This window comes from Labilibaculum manganireducens (genome assembly GCF_002843385.1).
Lineage (GTDB): Bacteria > Bacteroidota > Bacteroidia > Bacteroidales > Marinifilaceae > Labilibaculum > Labilibaculum manganireducens.
In genome coordinates this window covers 1-14,964 of sequence record NZ_MVDE01000025.1, presented here as the reverse complement: position 1 = coordinate 14,964, position 14,964 = coordinate 1, and the positions used below count along the sequence as shown (strand labels likewise).

Genomic DNA, 14,964 nt, shown 5'->3' with positions numbered 1-14,964 from the left:
AGGTGATCAATTTTTTGCTTGTCTAATCCGTTGAGCAAATATAACACAATTAAATCTACATATGCAATTATTATTGTTAAGTATATTAGCGGAAACGTTTGAAAAGTGAAAAAAACATGATAATTATCACTGCAAAGGTTTGCATGATATTCAGGCATTTATAAAAATAAGAGGCATTTATCTGCAAAGAATGCGAAGGAATTGTCTTTTAAAATTTATGTTTAGTGTTACAAAGAAGATTGCTAATTGTTTGTTTCAACAACAGGTTGAACTTTTAATAATTTTAACAATCGTCTTTCAATCCATTTGGGTAAATATTTTCCAAATTTGGAAATGAATTGTTTCCCTAAAATATAAATTGAAGAATAAAAGAAAACTTTATTCAGAAGATAAACGGATGCAGTTAGCAGAATGATTTTATTAGAACCCGATAGAATAAAAGGTAAGGAGAGATAAAGGAAGAAAGTAACAACAGCTAAGCCCAACAACACAAATCCAACAATTTTTTTTAACTCCATGATAATTTCAAATCTTTTTAAATTTAGATACTAATGCAATTCTACGACGCAATTTATAAATGGTTGCTAAAAAAATGAATTTAGAACTGTTAAAAAACTATAATGCACTATTTTTTAGACTAAAAGATATGGTTTCATCTAAATTGTTTGATTGAATTCCATTCGTTATCATTACAAAAAAACATGAAATTTCAGAAAGATGAGTGCTGATTGTTGATGGTATTTCATTAAAAAACACCATGAAATTTATACGCAAAGGTTTTAAATAAGGATGAACTAAAAAAAAGATGGTTTTATTAGGATATTACTGTTTTTTGCATTTATCTTTGTAGGCAACAAATAAGAACAGGTATGGAAAATTTACAAATTATTCGACGACGCTTTATTAGATCTTTATCCAAACGATAAGGTATAAGCTCTGGCATATTTAATTTTCCAAGCTTTCCATATCGGGAAGCATTTTTTTTGAACTTGAAACAACAGAAAAAAACATCAAATGATTTTATTTTACAACATACAACGACGAAGACAGAGCGCTCCTTTAGGAAAAGCGGTTGGTGTCGTATTGTCTTGTAATCAATGATTAACAGCAATATATAAAAGGCTTACCGTTTTTACCGGTAAGCCTTTTTTTTGAAACTATATAATCACAAATAGAAATGAAGCAAATCATCTATACTCAAAGCCGACGCCATTTGCGTAGTAACTGTTACCCAGGGGGAACGGATGAGCTTGCTGTTTCTGTTATTGAAATATCATAATTAACAAGCTTACTGTTTTCGGACGGTAAGCTTTTTTTGTATTAATTAAAAATAAAAAAATGAATTTTTTCAACTCCTTAGACTATCGAAGACGCTGTTTTCGGGAACAAAACAATCAGACCGCAAGAGCGGATTTTTTTGTAGAATTAAATAACAGGTGGTTGTGCTTAACAGCAGTAGCACTTTTTTGGGAAATTTAGATTATTTAAAATAAAATGATAGATACTTCAATGGAAATTGAGCAAAAATTAAGTGTCATTATAGCAGGTTTAAGGCATTACGAATATGCCCAGGAAATTTGTGATATGATTGAAAGTGCTGCGAAAATCCGCGGTACCGGAATTGCTAAAAGAGAAGCTTTGTACATCGTACAAAAAATTCAGGAAGGAAAGGCAATTATCGCCTTTGATCAGGATAAAGTTATTGGTTTCTGTTATATAGAAACCTGGGAACATGGTAAATATGTAGCTAATTCGGGACTAATTGTTGATCCTGATTACAGAGCTGTAGGTTTGGCTAAAATGATTAAAGCCAAGGCATTCGAGCTATCGCAAAAACGTTATCCTGAAGCCAAAATATTTGGACTCACCACCAGTCTTCCTGTAATGAAAATCAATTCAGAATTAGGATACAGACCAGTTACCTTTTCGGAGCTAACTACAGATGATACATTTTGGAAAGGATGCAGTGGTTGTGTGAATTACGACATATTGCAGCGAACCAATCGGAAAATGTGTTTGTGTACAGGCATGCTGTATGATCCCAATAGAAAGGATAAAAAGTAATTATTCTGAAAAGAAAGCAATTTCATCAATTTATCAACAAGATTTTGAAAATCTACAAATAACAATATAATGACATCAACTAAGAAAAAAGTAGTATTAGCATATAGCGGAGGTTTAGATACAACATACTGTGCACTTTATTTGTCTAAGGAGTTAAACATGGATGTGTACACAGTATTGGGTAATACAGGTGGTTTCAGCAAGGAAGAATTAGCTGATATAGAGAACAGGACAAAACAACTGGGAGTTGTTCAGCACGCCTCACTTGATATTACCGAAGAATACTACGATAAATGCATTAAATACATGATAATGGGAAATGTTTTAAAAAACAACACCTACCCATTGTCGGTAAGCTCAGAAAGAGCATTTCAAGCCATGGCAATTGCTCAATATGCCCATTCCATTGATGCTGATTATATCGCTCACGGTAGTACCGGAGCTGGTAACGATCAGATAAGATTTGATCTTATTTTTAAAATAATGGCTCCCAATGCCGAAATCATTACTCCAACCAGAGATATGCAGTTGAGCAGGGAGACAGAAATCAATTACCTGAAAGAAAATGGTATTTCGGCCAATTTCGAAAAAATGAAATATTCCATTAATGCAGGAATCTGGGGAACAAGTATTGGCGGAAAAGAAACTTTAACTTCAGATCAACCTCTTCCGGAAGATGCCTATCCAAAACAGGTTGTTAAAACCGAATCGGAAAAGCTGACCATAGGATTCGAAAAGGGAGAATTGGTTAGTGTGAATGGAGAAAAAGTACAACATCCTTTGGATGCAATTAAAAAAATTGAAGCAATTGGTTCTCAATTTGGCATTGGAAGAGACATGCACATTGGTGACACAATTATTGGAACAAAAGGAAGGGTTGCATTTGAAGCTGCTGCGCCTTTAATGATTATTAAAGCTCATCAAACTCTTGAAAAGCACACGCTTACCAAATGGCAAATGCACTGGAAAGAGCAAATTGCAAATTTCTATGGAATGTTGTTACACGAAGCTCAGTACTTAGAGCCGGTAATGAGAAACATGGAGACTTTCCTTCTTGACACTCAAAAAAAGGTGACAGGAACAGTTATTTTAAATTTGAATCCAAAACATTTCTTTGTTGAAGGCATTACTTCACCCAACGACTTAATGACTGATTTATTTGGTCAGTACGGCGAAAGCAGTAAAGGATGGACAGCAGATGATGCAAAAGGATTTACCAATATTCTGGCTAATTCATTGAAGATTTATTACACCGTAAATAAGCAGTAATTATGGTGAATGTAGGAATTATAGGAGGAGCAGGATATACGGCGGGAGAATTGTTACGGATTTTAATTTGGCATCCGCAGGCAAATATCAGTTTCGTGCAGAGTACAAGTCATATGGGACATCCGGTATCGGATGTCCATAGGGATTTGTTAGGGGATACTGATTTGTCATTTTCCGAAGCTGATTATAAGGCAATTGATGTTTTGTTTATCTGTTCGGGACATGGGAAGACCAAATTGTTTTTGGAAGAGAATAATTTGCCTGAGACTGTAAAAATTATCGATTTAAGTACTGATTTCAGACCAAAAGCAAATGAAAAAGGTTTTGTTTACGGATTACCGGAAATTAATAAAGATAAAATTGTAAATGCTGATAAAATAGCCAATCCGGGATGTTTTGCTACCTGTATTGAATTGGGATTATTGCCTTTAGCTAAAGAAAATAAATTGAAGGAGGAGGTTCATATTACTGCAATAACAGGATCAACTGGAGCAGGACAGAATCCAACATCAACTTCACATTTTAGCTGGAAAAACAACAATGTTTCGGTATACAAAGCATTTACTCATCAGCATTTGGCTGAGATAACAGAAACGGTTTTGCAACTTCAACCCAGTTTCGATAAAGAAATTAATTTTATTCCCGTTAGAGGAAACTTTAGCCGGGGAATAATGGCCACAATCTATACCGATTGTGATTGGTCTGCTGAAGAAGCTGTTGAGAAGTACAAAATATATTATAAAAATCATCCATTCGTTTCAATATCAAATATATCGCCCGATGTAAAGCAAGTTGTAAACACAAATAAATGTGTATTGTATCTTGAAAAACATGGCAGCAAACTGATGATTATTTCAGTGATTGATAATTTATTGAAAGGGGCTTCTGGTCAGGCAGTTCAGAATATGAATTTATTATTTGGAATGCCGGAAATATTGGGATTGGGCTTAAAGCCGGTTGGATTTTAAAAAAAGAAAGAAATGGAATTATTTAACGTATATAATTGTTACGATATAAACCTGGTTAATGGGAAAGGATCAGGCATATCTGACGATAAAGGAAATAAATATTTAGATTTTTATGGTGGACATGGTGTGATTTCAATTGGTCACAGTCATCCTCACTATATTTTCAGAATGGAGCACCAACTTCATTGTTTAGGCTTTTATTCGAATGCTGTAAGAAATGATATGCAGGAGAAATTGGCTAATAAATTGGGGACACTTTCAGGATACGATGATTACAACTTATTCTTGTGTAACTCAGGAGCCGAAGCCAATGAAAATGCTCTAAAAGTGGCATCTTTTCACACTGGTAAATCGAAAATTGTTGCAATTAAAGGAGCTTTTCACGGAAGAAGCAGTGGTGCTTTGGCAATTACCGATAATCCAGTTTTATCATCAGAATTTAATGTAAAACACGACGTTGTTTTTATAGAGATGAATGACATTCCTGCACTTGAAAAAGCTCTTGGGAAAAATGACGTTGCTGCAGTGATTATCGAAGGAATACAAGGTGTGAACGGTGTTGTAGAACCTTCGGCTGATTTCTTGAAGTCTGCCGAAAGCTTGTGCAAAGCTCACAAAGCAATGCTTATTTTGGATGAGATTCAGTCGGGTTATGGAAGAACAGGGAAATTTTTCGCACATCAGCATGCTGGTATTAAGGCAGATATTATAACTACAGCTAAAGGAATGGGAAATGGATTTCCAATTGCCGGAGTAATTATCTCACCTGCAATAAAAGCATGGAGCGGAATGTTAGGAACAACCTTTGGGGGAAATCATTTGGCATGTGCTGCGGGAATGGCAGTTTTAGAGGCAATCGAAGAAGAACAGTTAATCGATAATGCAGACAGATTGGGAGATTATTTAATCTCTGAATTAAAAGATAATAAAGCAATAAAAGCAATAAGGGGGAAAGGATTAATGATTGGTATTGATCTTGAGGATATGCCTAAAATCAGGAAACAGCTTCTTGAGGAATATGGAATTTTCACAGGATCATCAGGTAGTACAACACTTCGTTTACTGCCGCCACTTTCAATTACCAAAAAAGAGGTGGATCAATTCATTCAAGCATTTCAAAAACTAACCCAAATTATAATGGTATGATAGATTTAACTGTTGTAAAAATTGGTGGTAACGTAATTGACGATACCGAAAAACTAAATGATTTTCTTGATGCATTTTCAAATTTAAACGGCAAGATTGTTTTGGTTCACGGAGGTGGAAAACTAGCATCCGATTTAGCAGGCAAACTTGGAGTTCAAACCAAAATGGTGGATGGAAGACGCATAACTGATGCCGAAAACCTGAAGTTGGTTACCATGGTTTATGCCGGACTAATTAATAAGAACATTGTTGCTGCTTTACAAGCTCGTGGAGTAAATGCGATGGGGATGTGTGGTGCCGATTTAGATCTTATAAAAGCTGAAAAAAGAAGCAACACAAAGGTCGATTTTGGTTTTGTTGGTGATGTTACAGCAGTGAATACCCTGGCTTTATGCAAGCAAATTGAATGCAATTCGGTTTTGGTTATTGCCCCGATTACTCATGATGGCAAGGGACAATTATTCAACACCAATGCTGATACGGTGGCAACAGAAGTAGCCGTTGCTTTAAGTCGTTTCTATAAGGTGAAATTGATTTATAGTTTCGAAAAACTTGGAGTATTAATGAATGCGGAGGATGACAGCAGTGTAATGCCTGTTCTTTCTAACGTAAAATGCTCTGAAATGGTGAAATCGGGCAAGATAAATACAGGAATGCTGCCCAAAACACAAAATGCATTTTATGCCTTATCAAAAGGAGTGGAAGAGGTCGTAATCGGGAATTTTGTTTCGATGGAGACAAATCATTCCTCAGGAACACAAATTGTTAATTCTTAGCTTATGGATTTAAAAAAGTATACCGAAATAGCCTTAACCACTCTTAAGCAATTGATTTCTATTCAATCTTACAGTAAACAGGAAAATCAAGCTGCCGATGTAATGGAGCAGAAACTAACTGACTTTGGATATCAGGTACACCGCAAAGGAAATAATGTATGGGCTTTCAATAAGGATTTTGATGATAAAAAGCCGGTTTTGTTGCTGAATTCTCATTTAGACACCGTAAAACCTTCTGAAAAGTATACAAAAGATCCTTTCAATCCGGAAGTGTCCGAGGGCAAATTGTACGGATTGGGCAGCAATGATGCAGGCGGCTGTTTGGTTTCTTTATTTGCATCATTTTTAGCCTTGGAAGGCACTGATCAAGATTACAACCGTGTTTTTGCAGCTTCTGCCGAAGAGGAAATATCAGGAACCGGAGGTTTTGAGCTGATACAGGATGAAATAGGACGAATTGATGTTGGAATTGTAGGCGAGCCGACTCTTATGGAAATGGCCATCGCTGAAAAAGGCTTAATGGTGCTGGATTGTGATGCTATCGGTGTTCCCGGACATGCAGCCCGTAACGAGGGTGTCAACGCAATAACTATTGCAATGAGGGATATAGAATGGCTTCATTCTTATAAATTTGCTTTGGAATCTGAGATGCTGGGAGCAGTGAAAATGACTGTAACACAAATTAATGCAGGGAAACAGCACAATGTAATTCCATCATCCTGCAAATTTGTAGTGGATGTCCGCACGAATGAGCATTATTCTAACGAAAAAGCATTTGCAATCATCAAAGAAAAGTTGGAAAGTAATGTTACAGCCCGGTCCTTTAGAATGAATTCTTCAGGAATACCATTGGAGCACCCGTTAATTCAGACAGGATTGAACTTAGGAATGAAGTATTACGGTTCTCCAACCACATCCGATCAGGCAATTATGAAGGGATTTCCAACTTTAAAATTGGGTCCCGGAGATTCGGCCAGATCTCATACCGCTGACGAGTTCATCTACATGGATGAAATTGAAAAAGGAATTGAAAAATATTATAACTTGTTGAACGGTTTGAAAATATAACCGGAAATCACTTGTTGAAAAATAAAACGGATTAAGCAATAATATACACTAACACCTAACTTTAAAGAGAATTACTATGAAACTTTGGGATAAAGGCGTAAAAGTTGATAAAAAAATTGAACAATTCACTGTTGGAATGGATCGCGAATTGGACTTGCAGCTTGCCGCGTTTGATGTGCTGGGATCGCTTGCACACATTGAAATGCTCGAATCCATCGGATTATTGGAAAAAACAGAATTAAAATTGATTCAGGAAGAATTACGGAAAATTTATTCCTCGATAAAAAATAATGATTTTGTGATTGATGATGGCACTGAGGATGTTCATTCTCAAATTGAATATCAGCTTACTTTAGCTTTAGGTGATATTGGAAAAAAGATTCACAGCGGACGATCAAGAAACGATCAGGTTCTTTTGGATTTAAAGCTTTTTACAAGAAACAAACTGGAAGAAATTGTTCGGGAAGGAAGATTGCTTTTTGATGAGTTGATTGCAAAGAGTAATGAAAATAAGGATGTATTAATTCCTGGATATACTCACTTACAGGTGGCTATGCCATCCTCGTTCGGTTTATGGTTTGGTGCTTATGCCGAAAGCTTGACCGATGACATGATGGTGCTGCAGGCTGCCTACAAAGTGGTTAATCAGAACCCATTAGGATCGGGTGCCGGTTATGGCTCATCATTCCCGTTAAACAGACAAATGACTACTGACTTACTAGGTTTTAGAGATTTAAGTTATAATGTAGTTTATGCACAAATGGGGCGTGGCAAAATGGAGTTTACCGTTCTTTCTGCACTAGCTAGTATGGCCATGACAATCGGAAAATTAGCTATGGATGCCTGTTTGTATAACAGTCAGAACTTCAATTTTTTAAGTTTTCCTGATGAATTAACAACAGGAAGCAGCATTATGCCTCACAAAAAGAATCCTGATGTTTTTGAGTTGATTCGGGCTCATGCAAATGCTTTGCAGATGTTGCCGGCACAAATTCAGGCAGTTACATCAAATCTTCCTTCGGGATATCATAGGGATTATCAGCTAACAAAAGAGTTCTTTATGCCTGCTTTCGATAAAATGATTGCTTGTCTGGAAATGACACGAATCATGCTTTCCGAAGTTAAAATCAATAAAGAGGTTTTGAAGGATGAACGTTATAAGTACATGTTTACAGTTGAGGAAGTCAACCAAATGGTGCTTAACGGTGTTCCTTTCCGGGATGCTTACAAAAAGATCGGACAAATTGTGGAGGAAGGTACTTTCAAATACGAAGGTAAAGTGAATCATGTTCACGAAGGCAGTATCGGCAATTTATGCAATGATAAAATTGTAGATAAGATGAATGAGATTTTCGTTGGTTTTAATTTCAACAAAACCAAAGAGGCTTACATGAACTTACTGAATAGAATATAAATAGAAGTAACTGGTAAAGAGTAATCAGCATTGGAAAATACAGAATACTTTCAATTCATAACTAATCACTAAAAATATTAACCATTTTATAGAACTTTTATGTCAGGAGAGACAAAAGCTAAATTAATTTTACAGGATGGATCGGAATATATCGGTACATCGTTTGGTTACCAGGAATCCATTTCCGGTGAAATGGTATTTAATACTGCAATGACCGGATATCCGGAAAGTTTAACCGATCCTTCGTACCGCGGACAAATTCTGGTTAGTACTTTTCCTCTGATTGGAAATTACGGAGTGCCGGGAACACTGCAGGAAGACGACTTGTTTCGTTTTTATGAGTCAGAAAAAATTCAGGTGTCTGCATTTATTGTGTCCGATTATACCGAGGAATTCAGTCATTGGAATGCGAGTTTAAGCCTTGGTGACTGGATGAAACAACATAAAATACCAGGAATATATGGTGTTGATACCCGCGCACTAACAAAAAAACTTCGGGAACAAGGCAGTATGCTTGCTAAAATTGTTTTTGAAGGCAAAGAACCTGAATGGAAAGATCCAAATCTGGAGAATCTTGTAGCTCAGGTAAGCACACCCGAAAAAATTGTTTACGGAAATGGAAAACACAAAGTAGTATTGTTGGATTGTGGTGTGAAAAACAACATTATTCGTTGTTTGTTAAAAAGAGATACCACAGTAATCAGAGTTCCACACGATTACGACTTCACTAAGGAAGAATACGATGGATTATTTATATCCAATGGTCCTGGTGATCCAAAACAAAATACAAAAGCAATCGCCAATCTAAAAACAGTTTTTGGTCAGGATACACCAATTATGGGTATTTGTCTGGGAACACAATTAATGGCTCTTGCTGCCGGTGCTGATACTTATAAGCTGAAGTACGGACACCGTAGTCACAATCAGCCGGTTGTTTTAAAGGGAAGCAAGCGTTGTTTTATTACCTCTCAAAATCACGGGTACGCCATTAATATGGATACCTTGCCAAAAGAGTGGGAGCCATTGTTTGTTAATGCCAATGATGGCACATGCGAAGGATTAAAGCACACAAGCAAACCATTTTTCGCGTCTCAGTTTCACCCCGAAGCTTCCAGTGGCCCTACAGATACCGAATTTCTGTTCGACGATTTCATTAAAATGATGGAAGATCATAAAGTTAAAAGGTAAAAGGAGAAAAGTAAAAGGTAAAAAGGAGAAAGGTAAAAGTTAAAAAAGTCCCATCTGTATGCGGTTCTCCTTTTTAGGGGAGATGTCCGGAGAACAGAGGAGGGTATTTTTAAAGAAAAACAATTATCAATTAACAGCCAAAAGCGATAAGCTAATGGCTCTCAGCTTAAGAAAAATGATAAAAGACAACATAAAGAAAGTACTGGTATTAGGTTCCGGAGCACTTAAAATTGGTGAAGCAGGGGAGTTTGACTATTCTGGATCACAGGCATTAAAAGCAATGAAGGAGGAAGGTATTTATACGGTACTTATCAATCCCAATATTGCAACTGTACAAACGTCAAAAGGAATTGCCGATCAAATTTATTTTTTGCCGGTTACACCTTATTTTGTAGAACAGGTGATCTTAAAAGAAAAGCCTGATGGAATCCTTTTGGCTTTTGGAGGACAAACTGCATTAAACTGTGGTATTCAGCTTTTTAATGCCGGATTGCTAAAGAAATACAATCTTCAGGTTTTAGGGACTCCAATCGAGACCATTATTAAAACTGAAGACAGAGAGATATTTGCCAACGAACTTCGTGGAATCGATGTAAAAACCCCGCAGTCATTTGCTGTTGAATCGATTCCTGAAGCATTAAAAGCGGCAGAAAAACTAGGTTTTCCAATTATTGTTCGTGCAGCCTTTACTTTAGGAGGACAAGGAAGTGGATTCTGTTCTAATATGGCAGAATTGGAGAAGTTGGCTGAAAATGCCTTATCCTATTCAAGTCAGATATTGGTTGAGGAATCATTAAAAGGATGGAAAGAAGTAGAATATGAAGTGGTTCGGGATGCATACGACAACTGTATTACAGTTTGTAATATGGAAAACTTTGATCCGCTGGGAATTCATACAGGTGAGAGTATTGTTATTGCACCATCGCAAACATTAACCAATTCGGAGTATCACAAACTAAGATCACTGGCAATTAAGATTATTCGTCACTTTGGTGTTGTGGGTGAGTGTAACGTTCAGTACGCTCTTGATCCCAATTCGGAAGATTACCGTGTAATTGAGGTAAATGCCCGTTTATCAAGATCATCTGCATTGGCTTCAAAAGCAACGGGTTATCCTTTGGCCTTTGTTGCGGCTAAACTTGGTTTGGGTTATGCCCTTCACGAGCTTAAGAATGCTGTAACAAAAACAACAACAGCTTGTTTCGAACCTGCTTTGGATTACGTAGTTTGTAAAATTCCACGTTGGGATTTAAACAAGTTTGAAGGTGTAACCAAAGAGATTGGTTCCAGCATGAAAAGTGTAGGAGAAGTAATGGCCGTTGGTCGTAATTTCGAGGAAGCCGTTCAAAAAGGTTTGCGTATGATTGGACAGGGAATGCACGGATTTGTTGGGAATGTTCATTCAAAGTTCGACGATGTTGATCGGGAATTAACTCATCCAACAGATATGCGTATTTTCTCTATCGCGCAAGCTTTTGAAAAAGGATATTCCATTGATAAAATTCATGATCTCACCAAAATTGATAAATGGTTCCTAAGTAAGCTGGAACACATCACAAAATTGAAATGGGATCTTCAGAAATACAATAACTTACAGGAATTACCTGACACTTTACTAAAAGCTGCAAAAGTATACGGTTTTTCCGATTTCCAGTTAGCACGCTTTGTTTTAAAGCCAGAGAGAACTGATATGGAATCGGAGCTTTTAGAGGTGAGGAAACATCGTAAAGCAAAAGGGATTGTTCCGGTTGTTAAGCAAATTGACACATTGGCTGCAGAGTATCCTGCACAAACCAACTACGTTTATTTGACTTACAGTGGTGATGAAAATGACATTACTTATGCAGACGACAATCAATCGGTTATTGTTTTAGGTTCCGGAGCCTATCGAATAGGGTCTTCAGTTGAATTCGACTGGTGCAGCGTAAATGCGCTGAACGCAGTAAATAAAGAAGGACTACGGTCGGTAATGATCAATTACAATCCGGAAACGGTAAGTACCGATTACGATGTGTGTGATCGTTTGTACTTTGATGAACTTTCATTCGAAAGAGTCTTGGATATTATCGATTTGGAATCGCCCCGCGGTGTAATTGTATCGGTAGGAGGACAAATTCCTCAGAACCTTTCGATGCGTTTGCACAAGGCAGATGTAAAAGTGTTAGGAACGTCTCCTGAATCGATCGACAGAGCCGAAAACCGCCAGACTTTCTCAGCCATGCTTGATGAATTGAAAATTGATCAGCCAAGATGGAATGAGTTGACAAGCAAAGAGGCAATTAATGACTTTATTGATGAAGTAGGATTTCCTGTTTTGATTCGCCCAAGTTATGTGCTTTCGGGTGCTGCAATGAATGTGGTTTCGAACAAGGATGAATTAGGCCATTTTCTGGATTTAGCTGCGCAGGTATCTAAACAGTATCCGGTTGTTGTTAGTGAATTTATTCAGGAAGCAAAAGAAATCGAGTTTGACGGAGTCGCTAAAAATGGTGACATTATTATTGATGCCATTTCGGAACACGTTGAGTTTGCCGGAGTGCATTCGGGAGATGCTACTTTGGTATTTCCACCGCAAAAACTGTATTTCGAAACCATTCGCAGAATTCGTAAAATAGCCGCTAAAATAGCAAAATCACTGAACATTACCGGGCCGTTCAACATGCAGTTGCTGGCAAAAGATAACGACATTAAGGTTATCGAGTGCAACCTGCGTGCAAGTAGAAGTTTTCCTTTTGTTTCGAAGGTAATGGACTTTAATTTTATCGAAACTGCCACTCAGGCAATGTTGGATGTTCCTATTCCAAACAATTTACCCTCGATGTTCGAATTGGAGCATATTGGAATAAAAGCCTCTCAGTTTTCCTTTTCAAGATTGTCGAAAGCAGATCCGGTTTTGGGTGTAGATATGTCATCAACCGGTGAAGTTGGCTGCATAGGAGCTGATTACTACGATGCAATACTAAAAGCAATGCTGTCAGTGGGTTACCGCATACCGAAGAGTGCAATCCTAATCAGCAGTGGTCCTATTCGCTCGAAAGTGGAACTTTTAAAAAGTGCGAAGATGCTTGAAGAGAAAGGGCACAAATTGTATGGCACCAGAGGTACTGCAAAATTCCTGGAAGAGAACGGTGTTACTATCGAAAGTGTAGGTTGGCCTGATGAAGATGTTGAAGTGACTGCTCACAATTTAATTAAAGAGCGCAAAGTTGATTTGGTGATTAACATCCCCAAAAACTTAAGCAAATCGGAGTTGAATAACGATTACCTGATCAGAAGAACAGCCATCGACCTGAACATACCATTAATAACCAATGCTCGTCTGGCTTCAGCCTTTATCTATTCATTCTGCAAAAAATCAATAGAAGATTTAGGAATTGACAGCTTCAGCGATTATGTAGATAAAAAGCAGGATTGGTAAAATATAACTTTTGGTGCTCTCACAATAAGTGAGGGTACCAATTCTTTCAAAAGCTTATTGCTTTTCGGCAATTTGCAAACCTGATAGCATTGTAATACATTATTTTAGCCCCGGCAGATTTCTGAAATCTATCGGGGCTTTTGTATTGATACTGCCCTTACAATGAAATAAGAATTTCCCTGCCTAAAGGGAAGGTCTTTCCCTAACACAAGGGAAAGCTTTGGAGTAGTACAAGGGAAGAGTATTGCCTAACACAAGGGAAAACTTTGGAGTAGTACAAGGAAAGAGTATTGCCTTATGCAAGGGAAAAGTTTTGGAGCAGTGCAAGGGGAAATATCCGGGTGAAACAGGAGACTGCGATATAAAATAAAAGCCGGATCAACCGGCTTTTTATGTGCTATTTTACGCTAAGAGTTTTGTCGTAATACCCAATGGTAAGCTTTTTGTTGTTTTTGGCAATACATCTTATTTGTAATTCGTAATTGCCGGCAGTTAATTCAGGAATTTGAAAAATTTGAGTGCTGTCGGTATTGGTTACATATACCGCAACCCGATGTTCTGTGCCATCTTCAGCAATCAGGAATATGCCTTGATTTTCGTCCGAAGGATCCATTTTTAACCGTTTCCCCCTTAATTCACCCACACCATTAGGCAAAAGACTGTCAGTTTCCTGACCAATGGAATGATCCGTAAAGCTATAGATATCGATGATACTCTTTTTGCGGTCAATTTTGTGAAGTTTGCTCGAATCAGCAATAGCCTTCAACAACACACCCGGAGATGATTTAAAACGCAGTTTGTGACGGGATCCATCAAAACTGTCATCCCAATTATTGAACACCCCGGTAATACTTGGCGAAATATTTAGCAATGGCGTATTAATAGAGTAACCCTTTCCCAGATTCTCTGTTACCACCGTTTCGATACGCTTAAACATACTCTCAGCCTCGTATGGGGTGATTCCTGTACCTTCGGCACAACATGCATTAATTAAATCTTCGCGGGTTAAAACGCCGATTGGAGATGGTTTGGCTATGCAATCATCCGGAGTATCGGTTAATGGATTTAAATGCAAATAATATTCAATCATTTTAATCAGGTATTAGTTTTTATTTTCAAAATATTTTTTGAAAGTACATTATAATTGCATTATGAACAAGTTAAATAATACTAATATGATAACTTTTTAATTTTACAGGATTACAAAAACTCTTGTGTGCCCTTGTATAATTGCAATACCGAAGCTGAAACAAAGTAAGTTCAATTCAAAAAGTATTTGGTATTACTTACCGGATCATATAAAACAAACATAACTGGGAAATTATTCACTTTATATCTATTTTAAATAATAGGGGAGTGATGTTTTATGAATTGAATCAATCATTTGTACTATAAGGCATGTGTTTTTACATCAAAAAAAACAATGCGTTTAATAATGTTCAATACCAGTGAATATAGTACTTTAAGGAGTTTGTAATACTGCTGCAGGATAATAACCAATAAAATTTATTGATTTTTTGGGTTACCTTTTTGCTTTATGGGGAATAAAGGGGTGATAATTGATTTGTTATTTTGAAAATAGTGAATATTAAGACTAAATATTCATTCAGAATTTACCCAATCTATTATCAAGTGATAACTATTTAAAAATTT

The 14,964-nt window shown here is 36.9% G+C and carries 11 protein-coding genes; 9 read left to right on the top strand and 2 right to left on the bottom strand.

What is annotated here, in order from left to right:
• Positions 1-242: 242 nt before the first annotated feature.
• Complete coding sequence (locus BZG01_RS14945; protein ID WP_101310645.1) at positions 243-518, bottom strand: hypothetical protein; 276 nt, start codon at positions 516-518, stop codon at positions 243-245.
• 976 nt (positions 519-1,494) lie between these two features.
• On the opposite strand from BZG01_RS14945, the gene BZG01_RS14940 reads away from it, so the two are divergent.
• The 9 genes from BZG01_RS14940 to carB all read left to right on the top strand — a co-directional run bounded on the left by BZG01_RS14940 (position 1,495) and on the right by carB (position 13,311).
• Positions 1,495-2,064, top strand: a complete 570-nt coding sequence (locus BZG01_RS14940) for a GNAT family N-acetyltransferase (RefSeq protein WP_245870390.1) — start codon at positions 1,495-1,497, stop codon at positions 2,062-2,064.
• Between the two features lie 69 nt (positions 2,065-2,133).
• Positions 2,134-3,333 carry an argininosuccinate synthase gene (locus tag BZG01_RS14935; protein ID WP_101310644.1) on the top strand — a complete coding sequence of 400 codons (1,200 nt, stop codon included), beginning with the start codon at positions 2,134-2,136 and terminating at the stop codon, positions 3,331-3,333.
• Between the two features lie 2 nt (positions 3,334-3,335).
• A complete protein-coding gene (argC, locus tag BZG01_RS14930) occupies positions 3,336-4,301 on the top strand; it encodes an N-acetyl-gamma-glutamyl-phosphate reductase (protein WP_101310643.1) in 966 nt (321 codons plus the stop codon).
• A gap of 12 nt (positions 4,302-4,313) precedes the next feature.
• Positions 4,314-5,447 (top strand): aspartate aminotransferase family protein, encoded by a 1,134-nt coding sequence (locus BZG01_RS14925; RefSeq protein ID WP_101310642.1) that lies wholly within the window; start codon positions 4,314-4,316, stop codon positions 5,445-5,447.
• Positions 5,444-6,223 (top strand): acetylglutamate kinase, encoded by a 780-nt coding sequence (gene argB, locus BZG01_RS14920; RefSeq protein WP_101310641.1) that lies wholly within the window; start codon positions 5,444-5,446, stop codon positions 6,221-6,223. The genes BZG01_RS14925 and argB overlap by 4 nt, the downstream gene beginning before the upstream one ends.
• Positions 6,224-6,226: 3 nt before the next feature.
• Entirely contained in the window at positions 6,227-7,291 is a 1,065-nt protein-coding gene (locus tag BZG01_RS14915; protein WP_101310640.1) for a M20 family metallo-hydrolase, read from the top strand.
• 76 nt (positions 7,292-7,367) lie between these two features.
• Positions 7,368-8,705: an argininosuccinate lyase gene (gene argH / locus BZG01_RS14910; RefSeq protein ID WP_218973126.1), complete on the top strand. Its 1,338-nt coding sequence runs from the start codon at positions 7,368-7,370 to the stop codon at positions 8,703-8,705.
• 99 nt (positions 8,706-8,804) lie between these two features.
• Complete coding sequence (gene carA / locus BZG01_RS14905; protein WP_101310638.1) at positions 8,805-9,893, top strand: glutamine-hydrolyzing carbamoyl-phosphate synthase small subunit; 1,089 nt, start codon at positions 8,805-8,807, stop codon at positions 9,891-9,893.
• 58 nt (positions 9,894-9,951) lie between these two features.
• A complete protein-coding gene (gene carB / locus BZG01_RS14900) occupies positions 9,952-13,311 on the top strand; it encodes a carbamoyl-phosphate synthase (glutamine-hydrolyzing) large subunit (RefSeq protein WP_245870388.1) in 3,360 nt (1,119 codons plus the stop codon).
• 397 nt (positions 13,312-13,708) lie between these two features.
• On the opposite strand, the gene BZG01_RS14895 is transcribed toward carB, so the two are convergent.
• Positions 13,709-14,401, bottom strand: coding sequence for a DNA-binding domain-containing protein (locus BZG01_RS14895; protein ID WP_101310637.1), 693 nt, complete (start codon positions 14,399-14,401; stop codon positions 13,709-13,711).
• Positions 14,402-14,964: the final 563 nt, after the last annotated feature.